Genomic DNA, 20380 nt, shown 5'->3' on the forward strand with positions numbered 1-20380 from the left:
CTGCTCTTTTGTATAATAGGGTTTAGTTCAACTCGGGGAATCCCGAAATATGCCTAACAGGAAAGGGTGTACATAAATGAAATTTAGTGAGTATACGTATACACGTCCCGATCTGGAACAAACCAAAACGTCATTCCGTGAGCTTCTGAGTGGTTTTGAAGCCTCGACTACGGTTGAAGAGCAAAGTGGATATATGGACAAGATTAACGCTTTGCGCAGTGACTTTGAGACTCAGGCACAATTGGTCTACATCCGTCATTCCATTGATACCAATGATACATTTTACAAAGCAGAAAATGAATTTTTGGATGAAAGCTCTCCGATCATTCAAGAATACATCACCGATTATTATCGGGCATTGGTAAACTCTAAATTTCGTGCTGAACTGGAACAAAAATGGGGGTCACAGCTGTTCCAGCTGGCGGATCTGTCCCTGAAAACATTCAGCCCTGAAATTATTGAGGACCTTCAGAAAGAAAACAAACTTTCCACGGAATACAACCAGCTGATTGCTTCGGCCAAAATTCCGTTTGAAGGTGAAGAACGCACATTGCCGCAGTTGCATCCTTTTGAGTTGTCCACGGATCGCACCATGCGGGAACGCGCATCGGAAGCAAGATATACGTTCATGGCTGAACATGAGGCTGAATTCGATCGCATTTACGACGATTTGGTGAAAGTGCGTACGCAGATCGCGAAGAAGCTGGGATATCCATCGTATGTTGAACTCGGTTATGACCGTATGAACCGTACCGATTACAACGCGGAGATGGTGTCCAATTTCAGAGCACAAGTCCGTGATTATATCGTGCCTGTAGCGACGAAGCTCAGAGAGCGTCAGCGCAGCCGGATTGATGTGGATACCCTCTATTTTTACGATCAGGGCTTCAGCTTTAAGACAGGTAACCCGACACCTAAAGGGGATGCCGACTGGATCATTGACAATGGTAAGAAAATGTACGCTGAATTGTCACCGGAAACAGATACGTTTTTCCAGATGATGACCGACAATGAACTAATGGATCTGGTGAGCAAAAAAGGCAAGCAGGGTGGGGGCTATTGTACCTTCCTGAACGATTACAAAGTGCCGTTTATTTTCTCCAACTTTAACGGTACATCGGGCGATATCGACGTATTGACACACGAAGCGGGTCACGCGTTCCAGGTCTATGAGAGCCGTCACTTCGAAGTGCCTGAGTACAACTGGCCGACGTATGAATCCGCAGAGATTCATTCCATGAGCATGGAATTCTTCACATGGCCGTGGATGGAATTGTTCTTCAAGGAAGATACGGACAAATACAAATTTGATCACCTGTCTTCTGGACTGCTCTTCATTCCTTACGGCGTAGCAGTCGATGAATTCCAGCATTTTGTCTATGCAAATCCGGATGCAACACCAGCGGAGCGCAAGCAGGCTTGGCGCAATATTGAGAAGACTTATCTGCCCCACATCAATTACAAGGATAACGCCTATTTGGAACAAGGCGGATTCTGGCACAAGCAGGGTCATATCTTCTCGTCGCCGTTCTATTATATTGACTATACACTGGCACAAATCTGTGCATTCCAGTTCTGGAAACGCAGCAACCAGGATATGAAGTCCGCATGGGCTGACTACCTGACATTGTGTAAAGCCGGAGGAAGCCTGTCCTTCACAGGGTTGGTAGAACTGGCAGGTCTGAATTCTCCGTTTGAAGACGGCTGCGTATCCTCCGTTATCGGCGATATCGAAGCATGGTTGGATGCAGTAGACGATAAGGCGCTGTAAACTATATATATTGAACTAAACATTTACACGATAACGCAGAGGACAGAAATAACCTGAAGAAGCGGAGCGTTCGCCTTTATCCCCGGATTTTCCCTTTAAATAGGGAATCAAAAAAATCTGGGGATAACAGCGATCGGAAGGTTGTTCTGTCATCGGAGTGGCAAGGGTAAATATTCTCTAGGTCAATAAAAATAAAGGTCGAAGAGGTGAAAGGGAACGAGGAATAAACCTGACGTTATAGCATTCTGAGGCAGGGTGGATTTGAATGTATTTATTTATCTACCCTATACAAAGAATGCGAGGTTATACCATGTTTGTTTTACTGGATCAACCGTCCCAAAGGAAGCAATTGGCGCCCATCATCTCGGGTACAAACGGGCATGTGGTCATGGGAGGAGTACTTGCAGGACTTCAATGCGGGCGTGTCTATGCAGATCAGCTTCATGCTCCGAAAAGTGCACTGATTTGGGCCAAAAACGAAATGTTTTACCTGATCGGAAGATCGGATAATGAACAGTTCAACAGGCTTGTCAGTGAAGTGCTTGTTCAGGAGCTATTACCTGAAGCGTTAGGTGCTGGCGAAGACATGCTGAATCTTGAAGTTTACCCCGAGCCCGGCTCGGGTTGGTCTCCAGTCCTGGATCACATGTTCAATGGACGTTTGCGAGAAGGATTGCGAGTTCCTTTTCAATTCAATCTTGCGAAGTATGAGCAGTGGCTGGAACGCAGTTCCAGCTCCTTGTTCGTTCCTCCTGGATATGAGCTGCAAGTTATCGATCGAGCTGTAATGCTAGAGGACAAAAGCCGAATCATTGAGCATGAAATTTTGAAATTCTGGCATTCGGTGGAGGACTTTTTCCGATACGGAGCAGGCACATGTACGGTATATGAGGGGCAGGTTGTAGGTACATGTATCTCTGTGTTTGTCAGTGGCATTCACCATGAAACAGGCATCCATACCTACGATCCGATACACCGTGGCAAGGGTCTCGCTACGGCCATGGCAAGCGCTTATGTACAATTCGTTCTGGAACGGAATTGTGTTCCACATTGGACGACAGAGGATTTTCGTCATGATTCCATTGCGATAGCGGGTAAGCTTGGTTTTGAACAAGGCAGAGCCTATCCCGTCTATTACATGTCGATTCAGGAGCTTCTAAATTGCTGAAGATCTGTAGGGGGCTGTACCGAAGTCATGAAAATGACCAGGGACAGCCCCTGTTTTTCGATTCGAGTTATGAACCCTATGAATCCCAGATCAAATGTCTTTTCAATTCACGCACCGATGAGCCAGTTAATGAAGAGCAGTCATAATCATTAGATAAATCCGTCCCAATGAAACATTTATCAACTTGGTTGTGATTTATTTCACTATATCTGAAAACGGATTCAGTTACAATAAAGACAGTAAATCAGGGGTAACAGGAGGCTGGTTCAGATGGCAACACACGCTTATTATGTTCCGCCCGTGAACTTGATGGGCAGAGGGTGTTTACACGAAGCAGGCAAGATGATTGAGAAAATGGGTATTCGCAAAGCGCTTGTCGTAAGTGATCGTCGATTGATTTCTTCCGGCGTTGCTGAACAAGTGCTGTCTATACTAAGAAAATCAGGGTTAGACTATGTGGTATATGATGAGGTTCAGCCCAATCCAACCTGTCAGAATGTACATGACGGACTTCACGTATTTCAGGATCATGGCTGTGACGCCATTATATCGATAGGCGGAGGTTCACCTCAGGATGCTGCCAAAGGTATTGGCATTGTAGCAACCAACGGTGGACATATCCGTGATTATGAAGGCTTGCATCAATCGAAACACAAGTCCGTGCCGCTTGTTGCCATTAACACAACGGCTGGCACGTCGAGTGAGGTGACCATGAACTACGTGATTACAGATGAGGAACGCAAGGTGAAAATGGTGATGGTGGATCGAAACAGTCTCGTTGACCTGTCGGTGAATGACCCGGAACTGATGCTGAGCAAGCCAGCCAGTCTTACTGCGGCTACGGGCATGGATGCATTAACCCATGCGGTGGAAGCTATGGTGACGCCTGGTGGGTTCACAGTGACGAGTGCTACAGCGGCGGCTGCCGTTGAGCTGATCTTTGAATATTTGCCAAGAGCCGTCAGGGACGGCAGTGATCTGGAAGCAAGAGAGCATATGACGTATGCGTGTTTTCTTGGCGGGATTGCTTTTAACAATGCAGGCTTGGGTTATGTTCATGCGATGGCCCATCAACTTGGTGGAGTCTATGATCTGCCGCATGGGGTATGTAACGCGATGTTGCTCCCTTATGTAGAGGAATTGAATGCAAAGCATGTGCCAGGTAAATTCCGTCATATTGCCAAAGCAATCGGTATGGATGTAAAAGGCAAACGAGATGAGGAGTGCTCGGAGTATGTGATTGAAGCCATTCGTCAGCTTTCCAAGGAGGTTGGCATTCCCGAGAAACTGTCTGAATTAGGTGTGAGAGACCCTGATGTTGAGTTGCTGGCGGATAATGCCATGAAAGATGCCTGTGCACCGGGCAATCCGTATCAACCATCCAGGGATGAAGTCATGGAGCTGTTCCGCAAAATCATATAGAGTTAAGAACAAAGAGAGCCAGAATATAATCTGGCTTTTTTGTGTTGTGCGAACTTCTGAGACTTATAAATACGGATACATTTCCTTCATTGGATAAAATAGTTTTTATCCCGCAATAGTCATTATTTTTTGTTTGACAGAGGGGGTGCTTTAATCCATAATCAATCCATACTAAACACATAAGCTTTATTGGAAGGGGAGAGTCAGTCATGTCACAGTTTAAATCATCAACCAGAAAGTCATTATGGGTAGGAGCGTTAGCTGTTCTATTATTGGTAATCGTTAGCGGTTGCTCCGGATCGAACAATGATCCCGCTCCCAATGCAACAGCCCAGCCAGGTACGAGTCAAGGTACGGATGAAAATTCAAAGACGGACGAGACTGCAACGGGAGGGACTTTTGTATATGGTCGGCCGGCTTACGTAACCTCGTTTGATTTGCATAATCAGATTACATCGAACAATGCTTTTGCCATTGATAAAGTATTTGAACCTTTGGTTGCTTTTGACAACAAAGGCGAGATTGTGGACTGGCTTGCCAAGTCGCATAACATCAGTGATGACGGTTTGACGTATACGTTTGTGTTGCGTGATGGCTTGAAGTTCTCCAACGGCACAGATGTTACGGCAGAGGATGCCGTATTCTCACTGGAGCGGCACTTGAAGGTTGGCGGCCCATTGGCGATATCGGCCAAGGTAGACACTGTCAAAGCAACGGATAGCCATACATTGGTTATTACGCTTAAAGAGCCGTATACGCCGTTTATCTCGGAGCTGTCCAACTTCTCGAACGGTATTGTTCCGAACAATTTTGGCGGAGTTACCGAGGAAGAATTTTTCAAGAAACCGATTGGTACTGGACCGTTTGTGGTTGAGCAGTGGGACCCTGCAGGCGATGTAACCTTTACTAAGAACACTCACTACTGGCAAGAAGGAAAGCCATCGGTTGATAAGCTTGTTTACAAGCTGATAGAAGATGACAGCCAAGCAATCAACCAGTTGAAAGCAGGAGAAGTGGATGCCATTGAGTCGCTGGCTCTGCAAAATGCCGATGAAATTAAAAATGGCGCAGATACAACTGTTGTAACCAACGGCAGCTGGGTGACAGAGCAATTGTTCTTTAATACGTTGGATAAGCATTTTTCTGATGTGCATGTTCGTCGGGCCTTGGCTCTAGCACTTGATCGTGACGGTCTGACTAAGGCGCTTACCTTTGGTTATGCACAGACGGCTAATTCATTGCTGCCTACAACGATTCCTTACAATTCGAATGATACACTCAAGGCATTAAATTTTGATGTAAATGCAGCGAAAGCGGAACTGGCTAAATCGGCCTTCCCTGATGGATTCACTACAAAACTGCTTGTAGCTTCAGGCAACAGCACTAGAGCCCAAGAAGCGCAAATCATTCAGGCAGCGGGTAAACAAATTGGCATTAACATCGAGATTGAATCGATTGAATTAGCCACCTTCCGTGAACGATTCTTTGCTTATGATTTCGCAGCGATGCTGAACAGTGGGCAAGCCGATTCTCCAGAAGCGAACTCGATTATTGCTTTCCAGACCGACCCAGATGGTTTCAGCAAATCTTACTGGACGCATTACACCAATGATGAAGTAACTAAGCTTCTGTATAAAGGCCAACAAACACCGGACGGTGATGGTCGTGCCGAAATATACTCCAAACTGCTTCAAACGCTTGCCGATGAAGTGCCTTACATTCCGCTTTATTATCCGGATATTCTGATTGGCGTTCGTTCTTCAGTAGATGGCATTGTTGTTTTGCCTAACGGCAGTGTGCGTTTTGAAGACGTTCGTATTCAGAAATGAAGAAGATCTGGTTGATCAGTACTGTGGGAAGAGCGTTGGCAGTGATCCTTTGTGTGATGACAGCAGTCTTTTTTCTCATCAGAATGGTACCAGGTGATCCTGCCAAAATGATTCTTGGCGAGTACAGCACCCCCGAGGCCGTTGAGAGCATGCACCATGCTCTCGGGCTGGATCTGCCGCTGGGGGAACAATTCATACGGTTTGTGAAGACACTGTTCACTCAGGGGGATACCGGCAATTCCATTATTAACGGAACCTCGACCAGAGAGTTGATTGCTGATCGGGCACCCGTTACCTTGCTGCTCATTGGCATGGCGTGTGCATTGGCAATTGTCATTGCACTCGTGCTTGCTACATTGGCCGCTACACACAAGGATAAGCTGCTGGATCATTTGATACGTATTTTTCCTACGGTAACGCTAGGTATGCCAATCTTCTGGGTTGGCATCCTTTTGATTCTGCTGCTGAGTGTTCATCTTCACTGGTTTCCCGTTGGTGGAGTCGGCGAAGGGTGGTGGGGCACCTTATACAGTTTGACACTTCCCGCCATTACCGTAGCTTTTTCACAGATTCCAACATTGGTTCGTTCATTAAGAGCCCAGATGCTTGAAGTACTGGAATCTGATTTTGTAGTTACATTGAAGGCTGCGAGATTACCGAGCCGGGTCATTCTATTCAAACATGTCCTACGCAATGCGGCGCTTCCGACGCTGATCCTTCTTGGCGTTAATATCTCTTATCTCATTGGCGGCACATTGGTCGTTGAACAGGTATTTGGTATCAAAGGAATTGGCAGTCTTTTGTTTAGTTCCATTTCCAAACGGGATTTCCCGGTCATTCAAGGCATAGCCCTTTACTGTGCTGTATCTGTCGTGATCATCAGTCTCCTGATAGAGCTTCTGTCCAGGTGGCTTGATCCCAGAACGAAAGGAAAACCATGAAAACGATACGAACAGAACCTCAGTTATATGAAGACAGCCAAAACACCAGTCTCATGAATCGTATATTGAAAACACCTACCCTGCTTGTGGGAAGTCTAATGTTTGCCGTGCTGATCATCTTGACTGTAATCATACCGTGGATTAGTCCTTATGATCCTTCGGAGCAAAATTTGAGTGCCTTTTTGCAACCTCCGTCTGCTGAACATTGGTTGGGCACAGACCAACTGGGACGTGATTTGTTTACTAGACTGATTTATGCCGCGCGAACCGATTTGAGCATTATGGTGCTGGCGGAAATTGTACCCTTTTGCATGGGTGTATTTCTGGGGATGCTCGCAGGGTATTACGGAAAATGGATTGATAAGGTTATATCGTTAGTTACTGATACACTTATCGCTTTCCCTTTTTATCTAATCGTCATTATCGTGGCTTTTGCCAGCGGAGCAGGTGAGCGGGGGATTTATATTACGTTTATGCTCGTTGGCTGGATTGTCTTTGCCCGTGTCGTCAGAGGGCTGAGTGCATCGTACCGCAAGCAGGAATGGATCGCATCCGCACAGACGTTGGGCTTGCCGGGAATTCGGATCATCCTTCGTCATCTCCTGCCCAATGTATTGCCTCAGGCGATCGTTGTCCTCATGACGGATATGGTGGGGCTGCTGGTGGCGATTGTTACGCTTGGATACCTGGGTATTGGCATCGCACCACCGACCCCGGATTGGGGCACGATGATCTCGGATGGACAATCCTTTATCACGACAGCCTGGTGGCTCTCGGCAGTTCCGGGATTAGCAGTCGTTTACACGGGAATTGCTTTGTCGCTTGTCGGTGATGGATTGGCCGATGTATGGAGGAAAAAATAATGTCCACTGAACCGATTCTTGAAGTCAAGGCACTGTCTCTGTCAACCAAGTCAAATCAAAAATTAGTTCAAGATGTACATTTCTCGCTTGGGCGAGGGGAGAGCCTGGGATTAGTAGGTGAATCCGGCTCTGGTAAATCACTTACACTGCGTTCGATTCTGGGACTGTTGCCAAGCGGTGTAGAGCAGACGGGCGGAGCCATTCGGAGTGACGTGAACAGCTCAATGGTGTTTCAAGACCCGAGAGGTGCGCTCGATCCGCTCTTTCCCGTTGTTAAACAGCTGGCGGAAGTTGTCTATTACAGGCAAAAGTTAAGCAGGAAGGCCTCCAGAGTAGCAGCGCTGGAATTACTTGAACTGTTGGGGCTCCCCGACTCGTTGAAGCGTGAGGACCGATACCCTAGCCAGCTGTCAGGTGGGCAGTGTCAGCGGGTAGTCATTGCACTGGCCCTGGCGTGCAAGCCAGGCATTCTGCTCTGTGATGAGCCAACAACAGCGCTGGACGTTACTGTGCAGCGTCAAATTATGGAGACGATCCAACGTTTGCAGCATGAACTGGGATTCGCCATGGTCTTTGTAACACATAATCTGGCGATTGCAGCGACGCTGTGCTCGAAGCTGTGCGTGATGAAGCAGGGGCGGATTGTGGAGCAAGGGGATTCGCTTAGCGTTTTGCAAAACCCGCAAGATCCTTACACCCAGATGCTCATTAACTCAGTGCTTCCTTTACCGAAGCTTGAAGGGAGCGAATAACGATGGAATTTTCTTTGCAAGTCCAGAATGTAACGGTTCAATATGGCGACTTTACTGCGCTGGACAATATTAAACTAAATCTTCAGAAGCATACCACGCTTGGTCTTGTCGGTGAGTCCGGTTCGGGCAAATCTACCCTTGCGCGAGTCATTGCAGGGTTAATTACGCCGGATGAGGGGCAGATTTTGCTGGGGGATCAACAATTAAAGAAGAAAAGAAGCCGTGAGCAGTATAAAAGCATACAGATGATCTTCCAAAATCCGGATGCTTCACTGAATCCCAAACATTCCATTCGCCAGATTCTTGCTGAAGCACTGTTGTTTCATCGCATTGTAGACCGTTCACAGGTGGAGAAAAGATCGAGAGAGCTCTTGGCCCGTGTTAAGTTGGAAAGCAGGGCACTGGACAAGTATCCGCATGAATTTTCCGGCGGTCAGCGCCAACGGATCGCCATTGCACGTGCATTAAGCGTAGAGCCGAGTCTGCTGATTGCGGATGAGCCGACGAGTGCATTGGATGTTTCTGTACAGCGGAGTGTGCTCGATCTGTTCAGTTCACTTAAGAAGGAACTTAATCTTACACTACTGTTCATTTCCCACGATCTTGGAGTTATCCATGCCATTAGCGATACGGTAGCAGTCATGCGGCAGGGTCAACTTGTGGAGATTAGTCCCAAAGATCAATTCTTCACACGACCTGAAACGGCATACAGCCGAGAGCTGCTGTCCGCAGTTCCAAAGATGCCGGAATCAAGTTCTTTAGGAGGTTTATATGAGCCAACAATATAAAGGGAACATACCCCTTACCCTGTCGGAATACGATACGCTCACACAATTGCTCTCCAGGCTTCTGTCTACGAAATATCCTCCGGTGATCATCCCGGGAGAGGCCATCTTGGGCATAGAGGCCGTGGCAGCTGGAATATCTGCACCGGGTCGTACGATAGTTAATGTCGTAACAGGGCCTTATGGCAGTTTGTTTGGTCAGTGGCTTGAACGCGGAGGGGCAACGGTTATTGAAGTCAAAGTTCCTTTTGATGAAGTTGTACCTGTGGAGAAGGTAGCTGCTGCGATTGAAAAGTATCAACCGTCCGCACTATCCTTTGTTCAAGCAGAGGTGGTTACAGGCGGGTCGAATCCCGCAGAAAAAATTATAAAGATTGCGCGTGCCCATAACCTGATTACGGTGAGTGACTCTGTATCAGCGATTGGGGGAGAGCCTCTGCTGGTAGATGAATGGGGCGTTGATTTTGTAGCTGTGGGTGCACAAAAAGCCCTGGCCGGGCCTAACGGCATCAGCGCAGTAAGCATTTCGCCGCGTGGATGGGAATTTCTCGAATCTAATGCGCACGCACCGCGCAACTCCATCCTGTCTTTGCTTGATCTGAAGCCCTCCAGCGAAGGGGCTGCACCCGTTCGGGTTCCTCCCAACATTCCAACGCTGGAAGCCAGAGCACTGATTTTGGCTTTGACAGCTATTGAGTCTGAAGGTTTGGAGCAGGTGATCAAGCGTCATGAACAGGCTGCGTTATCTGCTATAGCGGGAATTCAGGCCTTGGGTCTGGAGCCTTGGCAAAAAGATAACAGAACATATTCGACTCTCACAACCACGGTTCGAATTTCCGGGGAGGAGAAGTTGCATATCGATCAGCCGATCGGCATCGTTGCTCCGGGGGACGGAGAACTTTTTGGTCAGCTTCTGCGAATTAATCATTTTGGGGGTAATGCGTCCTTGGCAGGTGTGGAGGAAGCTGTTGCGACCATTGCGGCATTATTGAATGAGGACCATGAGCAAGCAGTCCAGGCTGTTCGCCTCGTTTGGGGGAAATGAATATGACCCAGGTAAAATCGGAGGAGCAAAGCTTCAAACATATCTTTATAGCAGGCATTGAAGGCAAACGGTTCGATATCTCGATCCAGAATGGCCTGTTTGCATCTGTTACAGAATCCGTGCCGCAGAATGATAACTCATCGCTTCCGGGTACAGATTTATGGGTAAGTCCCGGAGTTATTGATCTTCATACACATCTGGCCTGGACAGACTTTGACCATGCGGATCAATTGAAACGTGACAGCCACGAGGTTGAGGTGATGCAGGCGCAAGCTTTTGCAGCCACCCTTCGGACGGGAGTAACCACGGCGCGAGATGCAGGCGGATTGTTACCAAGCACCGCTCGGCATCTCGCTCAGCACTATCAACACCCCTTAAGAGTTGAAACCAGCAGTGAAATGCTGGGAGCGGCAGATGCCCGTGGTGTAAAGCATCTGGAACAACGGCTGAACGGAATTTTTGATACAGGCGCGGGATGGGTTAAAATCATGGCTACAGGTGGGCTGGGAGCCCCTACGGAACAAGTGCTCGATCCTGTATTTTCGGAGGAAGAGTTCGCGTTCATCGTTCGCCATGCCCATGCCAACCATAAAAAGGTGCTGGTTCATACCTGGGGTGGAGTGACGATAGACTGGTCTATTCAAGCCGGGGTGGAATCGGTGGAACATGGAATGTTCTTATCGGAGGATCAGGCCAGCAGACTTGCGCAGTCCCGAACGGCCTTTGTGCCCACCACATCAATATATCGTATTGCCGCAGATCCAAAAGGCGTGCTGGCGTTGCCTACTGTTATCAGTGATCGTGCTGCTCGCGCTGCGGAAGCTCATTCTACAGCCATCGGATATGCCAAAAGAGCTGGAGTTCGTTTCGGTTTCGGTACCGATTACGCCACACCTTCACTGCATGGCTATAATCTGCAAGAGCTGGATACGCTGATCGATTATGGCTTGACCCGTGCAGAGGCGTGGCAATCTGCGACGACCAATGCTGCTGAGATTCTGGGTCGTGGCAACGAATTGGGACAGATTGCAGAAGGCTATATTGCGGATGCTATTATTTTCAATGCCGATCCGTATCAAACGAAAAATGCAGATCAGCTACGAGAGAGCATCGTGTCCGTAATTATTGGGGCGCAGAAACCATGAAATGGTTTCTGCGTTTTTTTCATTTGCTAGAAAATCATTATTGACCAGTTTATAGAACTTTGGACATCTTCACAAATAAGCTGGCATGCGCAATAATGTAGGTCGAGCTATACGACATATCACATACACACCAGGAGGCAACATGAAACTCAGCAATAATGATTTTAATACATACATTAAGCAATATGAAATATATTTAAGTGTAGAACGGAACCTGTCCCAAAAATCGATAAAAGCTTATCTGTCTGACCTCAACAGACTCGTTGAATGGTTTAATGATAATCATATATATGATGTAAACAGAGATAATTTAAGAAAGTATCTAGAACAATTAACAAGTGAGCAAACGCTTAAAGACTCTACAATTAAAAGAAAATACATATGCTTTAAAGCTTTTTTTAATTATTTGGTACAGGAAGGGGGTATTGCTGAATCCCCTATTTTTGGTTTCGGAAGAAATTTCAAAACAGCAAAACGTATTCCGAAGACTCTCTCTGTGAATGAGGTTGAAAGGTTGTTAAATGCTCCACAAGAAGATATGAAGCAATTACGTACAGATTTTAGGAAACGAATTAACCTACGCAATGATGCTATTATCGAGTTGCTTTACGTGATCGGAATTCGTATCGGCGAATTAGTGGGTATCGATATTGAACATATAGATCTGGAGGAAAAAACGGTATTGATCTTTGGGAAAGGTCGTAAAGAGCGTTTATTGTATATTTCCAGTAATGAGGTAATCATTAAAATCAAAACATGGCTGCATGCTCGCGAGCATTTCGATCCCAACTCCAATGCGCTGTTTATTAACAAATATGGCGATCGCCTTTCGATATATTCAATTGAAGATATTTACTCGAAGTACAGGGATTTGTCTAAGGTTAGCAAAAAATCAACACCTCATTACCTCAGACATAGCTTTGCTACACACCTACTGAACAACGGGGCAGATTTGCGCTCAGTCCAAGAAATTCTTGGGCATACGAACGTCAGTACTACGCAAATTTATACAGAAGTGTCAGTTGAACGCAAAAAAGATGTACTCTCGCGGTTTAATCCGAGAAATAACTTAAAAGTGTAGAGAAAACCTCCAAATAACTATAAATTATTTGGAGGTTGCCGTGAGTCCATTATCAAACTGTTACAAAGTAAAATTAATAACTAGATCTGACGACGAGGACTATTTAAAAGCCTTGAAAATTTATGAAGATCAAACTCCTGTTGAAATAAGAACCGCTACCAATGAAATTTCTTATTGGATAGATAAAAGTAAGGACAATGCAGATTTTACATTTATGGTTTTTGCAGTGTATTTGGATAATTCAGTGATTGGATATTCAGAAACTGCCTACTTTTCCAAAAATAGATTTGTCTTGTTTGATTACATTACATTTAGTAAGGATTTTAGAGTAAATGCAGTTTTTTTTCCTGTATTCAGTCTAATAAAAAGTTATTTCAAAGATAGAATGAATTTATCTGTAGATTATTGGATTACAGAGATTAGTGATCGTGATAATGGAAAACAAATTGACAAAGAAAGTGCTTTTCTAAAAAAACTTATATATATGGAGAATTTTTGTTCCATTGATATTGATTATCTCCAACCACAGTTAGGAGACAACAATTATGAGAGCTCATTTCCATGCAAACTCTACCTACAAACAAATTCAGAAATATCCCAACTATCTAAGGAAACCGTAAATAGTATTGTGAAAAGTATATACTATTCTTATTACTACAATTGGTATGTTCCATTTCTAAAAGAATCTGAGTTAAAGATATATAAAAGTAACTTAGATAAACATTATGAATATTTCAAAAAAAGTATATTCGAAAAAAATAGTATCTCGGTCAAATATAATAACAATTTAATTGATGATACTCATTTACAAATAACATCCGGATCAGTACCTGCCAATATAAGAAAGGGCAAAACATTAAAATATTTATTAATGGTATGCTGCATAATTGTCATTCCTATACTTGCAGTAATAGCATCAAATTATCTATTTAAATTATTCGGTTTCAATCTGGACATATCATCTGGTTTTTCAGGGATAGCTCCTGCATTAATTTCTGCCATAATAGTCTGGGTGACAAGCAAGAAGGGTGATAAGTTTTAGTTCTTTTGACAAAGAAAAATTATATTATGACTTCTTTTTGAAATTAAAGGAATATAACGGAAAAGAGGATCTAACTTGGCAAAGGGAGCCGCTTTGTTTTCATTTTGATAGAATCTATATGCATAGCTACTTAATATATGAAATCTTCCTAAATTTATTATTTTAAAATTGTTATGCTTAAGTATTTCTTGAACGAATTTATTTGAATAGATCCATAGTTTATGTTCTGAATCAAAATATTTAGTAATTGCCATACCAACATTTTTTTTATGTATAGATGTTTTGTAAAACTCCATACTCCAACTGCTCTCAAATTCCAATATCAAATAACCTTTAGTAGATATTACTCTTGAAAGTTCATTTATACATGTAGAAGCATTGCAATAATTGAGAACACTTCCAACGCAAATAGCTGTATTAAATGTATGATTTTCAAATGGTATATTCTCAACACTTCCAACAATATGATTTTTAAAGTGAGATATATGCTTACCTGTTAAATCTAAGTGGTACATTTCTTGTTTAAGGCCATATGTACTGCCACCTGAACCTGCATTGAGTATTTTAAAAGGTTCATCCATTTTTATTTTCAACATATATTGATTGACATATTTGATTAGTTGATTTTTGGTGTACTGATGCCAGTTGTCATCATCTGGCCAAATACTTTCATGATTATCATAAAAGTCTATGATCTCTTCATCTTTGATTTCATTCATCACAAAACCTCCAAATAATTTATAGTTATTAGTATGTAGTTATTCATTCAAATGGCTCAAACCAATTCGTGAATGTTACTTTTATACCATATTTATCATTCGACACATTTTTATCTTATCCTCTAAAAATTTACAAAAATAAATTAATTATATGATTCAAAAGACCTTATTTTAACTTTAGAATAGGCATATGGATTCAAATGCCCATAAAATCAATGGATGATTGATTTTTGTTGAATTCAATAAACATTAAGTATGCTAGTTTGATTTCATTTTCCCCCTCACATTTTCCAAAAGGATTTTGCAGACCCATCATCGAATACAATATTTAATAACAGCGGCATAAAGGAAGGAGTGATATCCACTTAAACTTTTGTCGAAGTTTTCCAGCAAGATTCCTCAGCCCGTTTCGTGTTTAATGTTATATAGGAGTAATGTATTGCATTTTTCACGGGGTACACCTTAATTTTTACATCCACCTATCACCTCTACACAACAAGTACAGGCAATTCTGCATCTATCATCTACTTTCAGACATTACAAAGAACGACGTTCGGCTGGAATTTCCAAGCAATAAGTCTGTACAGCATGCTCCTAATCATGACAAAAATGTCCACACAACAGCATATCGGATTATGGGCTCTGAAATGAATTAGAACGAATGCACATGGAGGAGGCTGTAATGATGGCAAAAAAAGAAGTTGTAGCGATGCTGCTCGCTGGAGGGCAAGGCAAAAGATTAAAGGGACTGACCAAATCACTGGCCAAGCCTGCTGTTTATTTTGGCGGAACCTACCGCATCATTGATTTTCCTCTAAGTAATTGCTCCAATTCTGGCATCGACACGGTCGGTGTATTAACCCAATACGAACCTCTGGTGCTGCACTCCTATATAGGCATTGGCAGTGATTGGGATCTGGACCGCAAAAATGGCGGGGTATATGTACTTCCTCCTCACGAACGTGAAGACGGTAGTAACTGGTACCGCGGTACGGCGGATGCGATCTACCGTAACCTGAATTTTATCGAACAATTCGATCCTGAGCATGTGCTCATCTTGTCAGGGGATCATATCTATAAAATGGATTACGAGAAAATGCTTCAATACCATAAAGAAAAGGATGCAGATTGCACCATATCGGTCATTGACGTTCCGTTGGAAGAAGCCAGCCGGTTCGGGTTGCTCAACACCCACGATGATTATCGCATCTATGAATTCGAAGAAAAACCTCCTGAACCCAAGAGCACGCTTGCTTCCATGGGTATCTATCTCTTCAAGTGGGATGTGCTGAAACGTTTCCTGATCCAGGACGAACAGCAGGCATCCACCTCCTATGATTTTGGCAAAGATATCATTCCCTTGTTGCTTGAAAATGAAAAATCACTATACGCTTATCCATTTGAAGGGTATTGGAAGGACGTAGGTACGATCCGCAGTCTGTGGGAATCCAATATGGACCTGCTGGATGAGGAAACGCCGTTTAATCTGAACGACCCGGACTGGCGTATCTATACCCGAAATCCGAATCAGCCTGCGCAATATATTTCACCATCGGCGAAGGTGCGGAATTGCATCATCAGTGAAGGCAGTGTTGTGCATGGTGAGGTTAATCATTCCGTCATGTTCTACGGAATCGAGGTGGGGGAGAACAGTTCCGTAACCGATTCGGTGATCATGCCAAAAGTGAAGATTGGACAAAATGTACGCATTCACAAAGCTATTATTGCCGAAGGATTGGTGATCCCGGATGGAGTACATCTGTCACCCGCCCCTGATGATGAGAGTGATATATTACTGGTAGATCAGGAAGAACTGGAACGTCAGCTTCTCGAGGGAATGACAAGTAAAGCCTAATCTAAACCCCAAAGGACGGTGCATGCGATGAAACCATTGATCGGAGTTATTAACCTTGACCATGAGCTTGAGGAATTGAAGGAATTGACGTACTTTCGCTGCGGAGCCGCGGTGCCTTATGCCGGGCGTTACCGTCTGATTGATTTTGTATTATCCAATATGATGAATGCTGGCATTGAGAGTATCGGTGTATTTGTGCGTCGCAAGTACCGTTCACTCATGGATCATCTGGGAGACGGCAAGCCGTGGGATCTGGATCGCAAGCATGGCGGTATGTTTATTTTACCACCGGACTGGAACGATCCAACCGATACGTCACAAGGGGATTTGCAGCATTTTCACAATAATCTCGATTTCTTCCGCCGGGGTTCAGGGCAATATGTTGTCCATGCAGGTAGTCGGCACGTAACCAAAGCAGATCTGCAGGATGTGTACAGGTACCATATAAGCAAGGGCGCGGATGTAACGTTGGTCTGCAAAAAAGTGGATCAACTGCTGCCTGAACATGACGCCTGTGTCAAAGTAGAAGATGACGGGAACGGTAATGTGGTGGACATTCACCAAAGCGCCGATCACCCGAATATATATACAGAAATTTTCATTATGGAAAAAGAACTGTTCCTGCGCCAGGTGCAGCGCTGCATTGCTCATGGCGAGAGCCATTTCTTCCGTGATGTGATTCAGAAAAACCCGGATGGCTTGAACATTGCTGCGTATGCCTATGATGGCTATCATGCCGTGATCAATTCGATCGATAGCTATTACCGCAACAGTCTGGAATTGTTGAATAGTGGACTGTATGAGCAGCTGTTCAAGGAACAGCCTGTTCAAACCAAGATTAAATACGAGGCTCCGGCTAAATACCTGGACACTGCTGAGGTGAAACATTCCTTGCTCGCGAACGGCTGCATTGTGGGTGGGGAAGTGGAAGACAGCATCCTGTTCCGTGGGGTGCATGTGGCCAAAGGTGCCAAAATTAAAGGCTCCATTATTATGCAAAAATGCTACATCGGAGAAGGCGCCGTTCTGGAGAACGTCATTCTAGACAAAGATGTGAAGCTAAGCGGCGGCCAGACGCTGATCGGCGACCCGTCGAACCCGTATATTCTGGCGAAGAGTACTATTATCTAATACCAACACTTAACCGATATCATCTATAAATATATATAAAATAAAAATCCTGTAGGATGGATTTAAGGTTCATGGGCGAAAGTTGAAATGCAACTTCGATTGTGCTTGCTAACGTGCAAACGTAGTGGAGGGAACGAAATCGATTCTGGAGAAGCGTAGCGTTCGCCTTTATCACTGTATTTTCACATCTGAATAATACAATAAAGAAAATATAGGATAACAGCGATCGAAAGAACGATTCGTACCCGTAACGGCCACTTTGCTGGATGTTCAAGCGCTTAAGTGTATGAACCGCCACTATCCTACAGGATTTCACCGGGAGGAACCTTCTTTTGTTTGACAACAAGGAAACGTTCAAGAGTATTTTTAGACGCAATCTGGTCAGCAAATTGGGCAAACCACTAGCAGAAGCAACGCAGGAGGATGTCTATCACGTACTTGGAAGCATGATCCGCGAATATGCGGGTCATGATTGGGCGGCGTCGAATCAGGGGTTTAAGCAGCGCCAGGATAAACAGGTCTATTACTTCTCGCTGGAATTCCTGATTGGACGTCTGCTCGGCAACAACCTGTTAAATGTAAATGAATTGGAGCTCGTTCGTGACAGTCTGGCTGAACTGGGCTTCTCTTTGGAAGAGGTGGAAGAACAGGAGGCGGACGCAGGTCTCGGCAACGGAGGTCTAGGAAGACTCGCAGCCTGTTTTCTGGATTCACTGGCTTCCCTCGGCTATGCAGGACATGGATGCGGAATCCGATATAAATATGGCTTGTTTGAGCAAAAAATTATTAACGGCAATCAGGTGGAATTACCCGATAATTGGCTCGAGAAGGGCAATGAATGGGAAGTACGCCGCCCGGACAAAAAGGTGGAAGTGCAGTTCTGGGGCCGTGTGGAAGCCTATGAACAGGATGGACATTACCAATTTGTCACGAAGGATGCCGAATCGGTTGTAGCTGTACCTTATGATGTGCCTGTGATTGGTTATGGCCAGCCCCATGTGAACACCTTGCGATTGTGGAGTGCGGAACCCAAGCGGGAGACTTCGCTCGATACCCCTTCGAACTATTACGGATATCTGGATTACAGTCGTTCGGTAGAATCGATTTCAGAGTTTTTGTATCCGGATGATTCCCAATACGAAGGCAAGCTGCTCCGTCTGAAACAGCAATATTTCATGTGTTCGGCAGGCGTACAGAGTGCTTTACGTACATTTAATAAGCTTGAGCTTTCGTATGATCGATTGCCGGATAAAGTGGCGTTCCATATCAACGATACTCACCCAACACTCGTGATTCCCGAACTGATGCGCATTCTGATCGATGTCAAAGGCTATGGATGGGATGAAGCGTGGGATATTACGACCCGCACCGTATCGTATACCAACCATACAACGCTAAGTGAGGCGCTTGAAAAGTGGCCTGTAGCCATGATCAGCAAGCTGCTGCCACGCATTTACATGATTATTGAAGAGATCAACAAACGTTTCTGCGGCATGCTGCTCGAACGTTACCCCGGAGACCAAGATCGTATTCAGCATCTGGCGATTGTTGCGAACGATCAGGTGCGGATGGCTCATCTGGCGATTGTGGGCAGTCATAGCGTCAACGGTGTCGCGGCATTGCATACCGAAATATTGAAGGAACGGGAAATGGCTCCGTTCTATGCACTATATCCCGAGCGTTTCAATAACAAAACCAATGGCATTACCCATCGCCGTTGGCTGATGCATGCTAATCCGAAGCTTTCGAATCTGATCACAGATACGATTGGAAGTGAGTGGATTAGGGAGCCGGGCAGACTGAATGAGCTGGTAGGCGTTGCAGACGATGCTTCATTCCAGCAACAGTTCCATTCCATTAAACGTAATAATAAGGAGCGACTGGCCGCGTACATCCTGGATCATACCGGAAAGGCTGTCAATCCGGATTCCATCTTTGATGTACAGGTGAAAAGGCTGCATGGGTACAAACGGCAGCTGCTGAACATTCTGCATGTCATGCATTTGTATAACCGCCTCAAGAGCGATGCTTCGTTTGATATCGTGCCACGTACGTTTATTTTTGGAGCAAAGGCAGCGCCGAGCTATTATTTTGCCAAGAAAATTATTAAGTTGATTAACACGGTGGCAGATACGGTCAATCGCGATGCGGCCGTGAAAGATCGCCTGCAGGTATTTTTCCTGGAAAACTACTCGGTCTCTCTTGCAGAGAAAATTATTCCTGCCGCGGACGTCAGTGAACAGATTTCAACCGCAGGCAAGGAAGCCTCCGGTACGGGGAACATGAAGTTTATGATGAACGGTGCGTTAACCATTGGTACCATGGACGGCGCGAATGTCGAGATGGCAGAGCAGGTCGGTCAAGACAATATGTTCATCTTTGGTCTGAGTTCAGACGATGTGCTTGATTATTACCGTTCCGGCAGTTATCTGCCGAATGAGATTGTACAGCAGGATGAACGAATTCGCGAGGTAGTGGAGCAACTGGTACATCCGGGAGCGTTCTGTGAGCGTGATGGTGAATTCTGGGATATCTATGATTCCTTGCTGGCCCATGGTGACGAGTACTTTGTGTTGCGTGACTTTGCTGCCTATGCCGATGCTCATGCTGCCATTGATTCGGCATACCGCGATGTAGCGGGCTGGACACGCAAGGCGGTACTGAATACCGCTCAATCCGGCATTTTCTCCAGTGATCGCACCATCAGTGAATATGCGACTGACATCTGGGGCATTCATCCGGTGTCCGGATACTGGAAAGGTTAAATAATTATTGTTTAACAATGAAATCCCCTTGTACACTAGGTTGATCTCTGTTGGGTTCATAGACCT

General features: G+C 45.0%; 16 protein-coding genes. 15 read left to right on the top strand and 1 reads right to left on the bottom strand.

All coding sequences use genetic code 11. From position 1 onward, the window contains the following. Nucleotides 1-76 precede the first annotated feature (76 nt). The 12 genes from AC3ITG_RS13030 (at nucleotide 77) to AC3ITG_RS13085 (ending at nucleotide 13844) form a co-directional block, all read left to right on the top strand. Complete coding sequence (locus AC3ITG_RS13030; RefSeq protein ID WP_489253956.1) at nucleotides 77-1771, top strand: M3 family oligoendopeptidase; 1695 nt, start codon at nucleotides 77-79, stop codon at nucleotides 1769-1771. 310 nt (nucleotides 1772-2081) lie between these two features. Continuing rightward, on the top strand, nucleotides 2082-2939 hold the full coding sequence (locus AC3ITG_RS13035) for a GNAT family N-acetyltransferase (RefSeq protein WP_489253957.1): 858 nt from the start codon (nucleotides 2082-2084) through the stop codon (nucleotides 2937-2939). Between the two features lie 270 nt (nucleotides 2940-3209). Further along, complete coding sequence (locus AC3ITG_RS13040) at nucleotides 3210-4361, top strand: iron-containing alcohol dehydrogenase (protein ID WP_413377904.1); 1152 nt, start codon at nucleotides 3210-3212, stop codon at nucleotides 4359-4361. A gap of 209 nt (nucleotides 4362-4570) precedes the next feature. After that, nucleotides 4571-6190: an ABC transporter substrate-binding protein gene (locus AC3ITG_RS13045; RefSeq protein WP_489253958.1), complete on the top strand. Its 1620-nt coding sequence runs from the start codon at nucleotides 4571-4573 to the stop codon at nucleotides 6188-6190. After that, nucleotides 6187-7131, top strand: coding sequence for an ABC transporter permease (locus AC3ITG_RS13050; RefSeq protein ID WP_236703222.1), 945 nt, complete (start codon nucleotides 6187-6189; stop codon nucleotides 7129-7131). The genes AC3ITG_RS13045 and AC3ITG_RS13050 overlap by 4 nt, the downstream gene beginning before the upstream one ends. Next, nucleotides 7128-7994, top strand: coding sequence for an ABC transporter permease (locus AC3ITG_RS13055; RefSeq protein ID WP_489253959.1), 867 nt, complete (start codon nucleotides 7128-7130; stop codon nucleotides 7992-7994). Before AC3ITG_RS13050 ends, AC3ITG_RS13055 begins: the two co-directional genes overlap by 4 nt. Beyond that, the gene (locus tag AC3ITG_RS13060; RefSeq protein WP_489253960.1) at nucleotides 7994-8746 is read left to right on the top strand and encodes an ABC transporter ATP-binding protein; all 753 of its coding nucleotides are present in this window, start codon (nucleotides 7994-7996) and stop codon (nucleotides 8744-8746) included. Before AC3ITG_RS13055 ends, AC3ITG_RS13060 begins: the two co-directional genes overlap by 1 nt. 2 nt (nucleotides 8747-8748) lie before the next feature. Then, nucleotides 8749-9534: an ABC transporter ATP-binding protein gene (locus AC3ITG_RS13065; RefSeq protein ID WP_413377912.1), complete on the top strand. Its 786-nt coding sequence runs from the start codon at nucleotides 8749-8751 to the stop codon at nucleotides 9532-9534. Further along, complete coding sequence (locus tag AC3ITG_RS13070; RefSeq protein ID WP_489253961.1) at nucleotides 9518-10576, top strand: pyridoxal-phosphate-dependent aminotransferase family protein; 1059 nt, start codon at nucleotides 9518-9520, stop codon at nucleotides 10574-10576. Before AC3ITG_RS13065 ends, AC3ITG_RS13070 begins: the two co-directional genes overlap by 17 nt. Before the next feature lie 2 nt (nucleotides 10577-10578). Continuing rightward, nucleotides 10579-11721 carry an amidohydrolase family protein gene (locus AC3ITG_RS13075; RefSeq protein WP_489253962.1) on the top strand — a complete coding sequence of 381 codons (1143 nt, stop codon included), beginning with the start codon at nucleotides 10579-10581 and terminating at the stop codon, nucleotides 11719-11721. 142 nt (nucleotides 11722-11863) lie between these two features. Continuing rightward, nucleotides 11864-12802, top strand: a complete 939-nt coding sequence (locus tag AC3ITG_RS13080; RefSeq protein WP_489253963.1) for a tyrosine-type recombinase/integrase — start codon at nucleotides 11864-11866, stop codon at nucleotides 12800-12802. 40 nt (nucleotides 12803-12842) lie between these two features. Beyond that, nucleotides 12843-13844, top strand: coding sequence for a hypothetical protein (locus AC3ITG_RS13085; RefSeq protein WP_489253964.1), 1002 nt, complete (start codon nucleotides 12843-12845; stop codon nucleotides 13842-13844). On the opposite strand, the gene AC3ITG_RS13090 is transcribed toward AC3ITG_RS13085, so the two are convergent. Next, nucleotides 13841-14563: a methyltransferase domain-containing protein gene (locus AC3ITG_RS13090; RefSeq protein ID WP_489253965.1), complete on the bottom strand. Its 723-nt coding sequence runs from the start codon at nucleotides 14561-14563 to the stop codon at nucleotides 13841-13843. The genes AC3ITG_RS13085 and AC3ITG_RS13090 overlap by 4 nt on opposite strands. A 685-nt stretch (nucleotides 14564-15248) precedes the next feature. On the opposite strand from AC3ITG_RS13090, the gene AC3ITG_RS13095 reads away from it, so the two are divergent. From AC3ITG_RS13095 to AC3ITG_RS13105, 3 genes are all read left to right on the top strand, one after another. Next, nucleotides 15249-16418 carry a glucose-1-phosphate adenylyltransferase gene (locus tag AC3ITG_RS13095; RefSeq protein ID WP_413379603.1) on the top strand — a complete coding sequence of 390 codons (1170 nt, stop codon included), beginning with the start codon at nucleotides 15249-15251 and terminating at the stop codon, nucleotides 16416-16418. 27 nt (nucleotides 16419-16445) lie between these two features. After that, nucleotides 16446-17549 (top strand): glucose-1-phosphate adenylyltransferase subunit GlgD, encoded by a 1104-nt coding sequence (glgD, locus tag AC3ITG_RS13100; RefSeq protein WP_024631848.1) that lies wholly within the window; start codon nucleotides 16446-16448, stop codon nucleotides 17547-17549. A gap of 332 nt (nucleotides 17550-17881) precedes the next feature. Next, complete coding sequence (locus AC3ITG_RS13105; RefSeq protein WP_489253966.1) at nucleotides 17882-20314, top strand: glycogen/starch/alpha-glucan phosphorylase; 2433 nt, start codon at nucleotides 17882-17884, stop codon at nucleotides 20312-20314. Nucleotides 20315-20380: the final 66 nt, after the last annotated feature.

The organism is Paenibacillus sp. GL_099_B (assembly GCF_057835695.1).

What these genes read in the sequence shown, in the direction of transcription:
- AC3ITG_RS13050 (WP_236703222.1), top strand. Translation starts at nt 6,187, where the DNA reads ATGAAGAAGATCTGGTTGATCAGTACTGTGGGAAGAGCGTTGGCAGTG.
- glgD (WP_024631848.1), top strand. Translation starts at nt 16,446, where the DNA reads ATGAAACCATTGATCGGAGTTATTAACCTTGACCATGAGCTTGAGGAA.
- AC3ITG_RS13075 (WP_489253962.1), top strand. Translation starts at nt 10,579, where the DNA reads ATGACCCAGGTAAAATCGGAGGAGCAAAGCTTCAAACATATCTTTATA.
- AC3ITG_RS13030 (WP_489253956.1), top strand. Translation starts at nt 77, where the DNA reads ATGAAATTTAGTGAGTATACGTATACACGTCCCGATCTGGAACAAACC.
- AC3ITG_RS13035 (WP_489253957.1), top strand. Translation starts at nt 2,082, where the DNA reads ATGTTTGTTTTACTGGATCAACCGTCCCAAAGGAAGCAATTGGCGCCC.
- AC3ITG_RS13040 (WP_413377904.1), top strand. Translation starts at nt 3,210, where the DNA reads ATGGCAACACACGCTTATTATGTTCCGCCCGTGAACTTGATGGGCAGA.
- AC3ITG_RS13045 (WP_489253958.1), top strand. Translation starts at nt 4,571, where the DNA reads ATGTCACAGTTTAAATCATCAACCAGAAAGTCATTATGGGTAGGAGCG.
- AC3ITG_RS13095 (WP_413379603.1), top strand. Translation starts at nt 15,249, where the DNA reads ATGGCAAAAAAAGAAGTTGTAGCGATGCTGCTCGCTGGAGGGCAAGGC.
- AC3ITG_RS13090 (WP_489253965.1), bottom strand. Translation starts at nt 14,563, where the DNA reads ATGAATGAAATCAAAGATGAAGAGATCATAGACTTTTATGATAATCAT.
- AC3ITG_RS13070 (WP_489253961.1), top strand. Translation starts at nt 9,518, where the DNA reads ATGAGCCAACAATATAAAGGGAACATACCCCTTACCCTGTCGGAATAC.
- AC3ITG_RS13065 (WP_413377912.1), top strand. Translation starts at nt 8,749, where the DNA reads ATGGAATTTTCTTTGCAAGTCCAGAATGTAACGGTTCAATATGGCGAC.
- AC3ITG_RS13060 (WP_489253960.1), top strand. Translation starts at nt 7,994, where the DNA reads ATGTCCACTGAACCGATTCTTGAAGTCAAGGCACTGTCTCTGTCAACC.
- AC3ITG_RS13055 (WP_489253959.1), top strand. Translation starts at nt 7,128, where the DNA reads ATGAAAACGATACGAACAGAACCTCAGTTATATGAAGACAGCCAAAAC.
- AC3ITG_RS13080 (WP_489253963.1), top strand. Translation starts at nt 11,864, where the DNA reads ATGAAACTCAGCAATAATGATTTTAATACATACATTAAGCAATATGAA.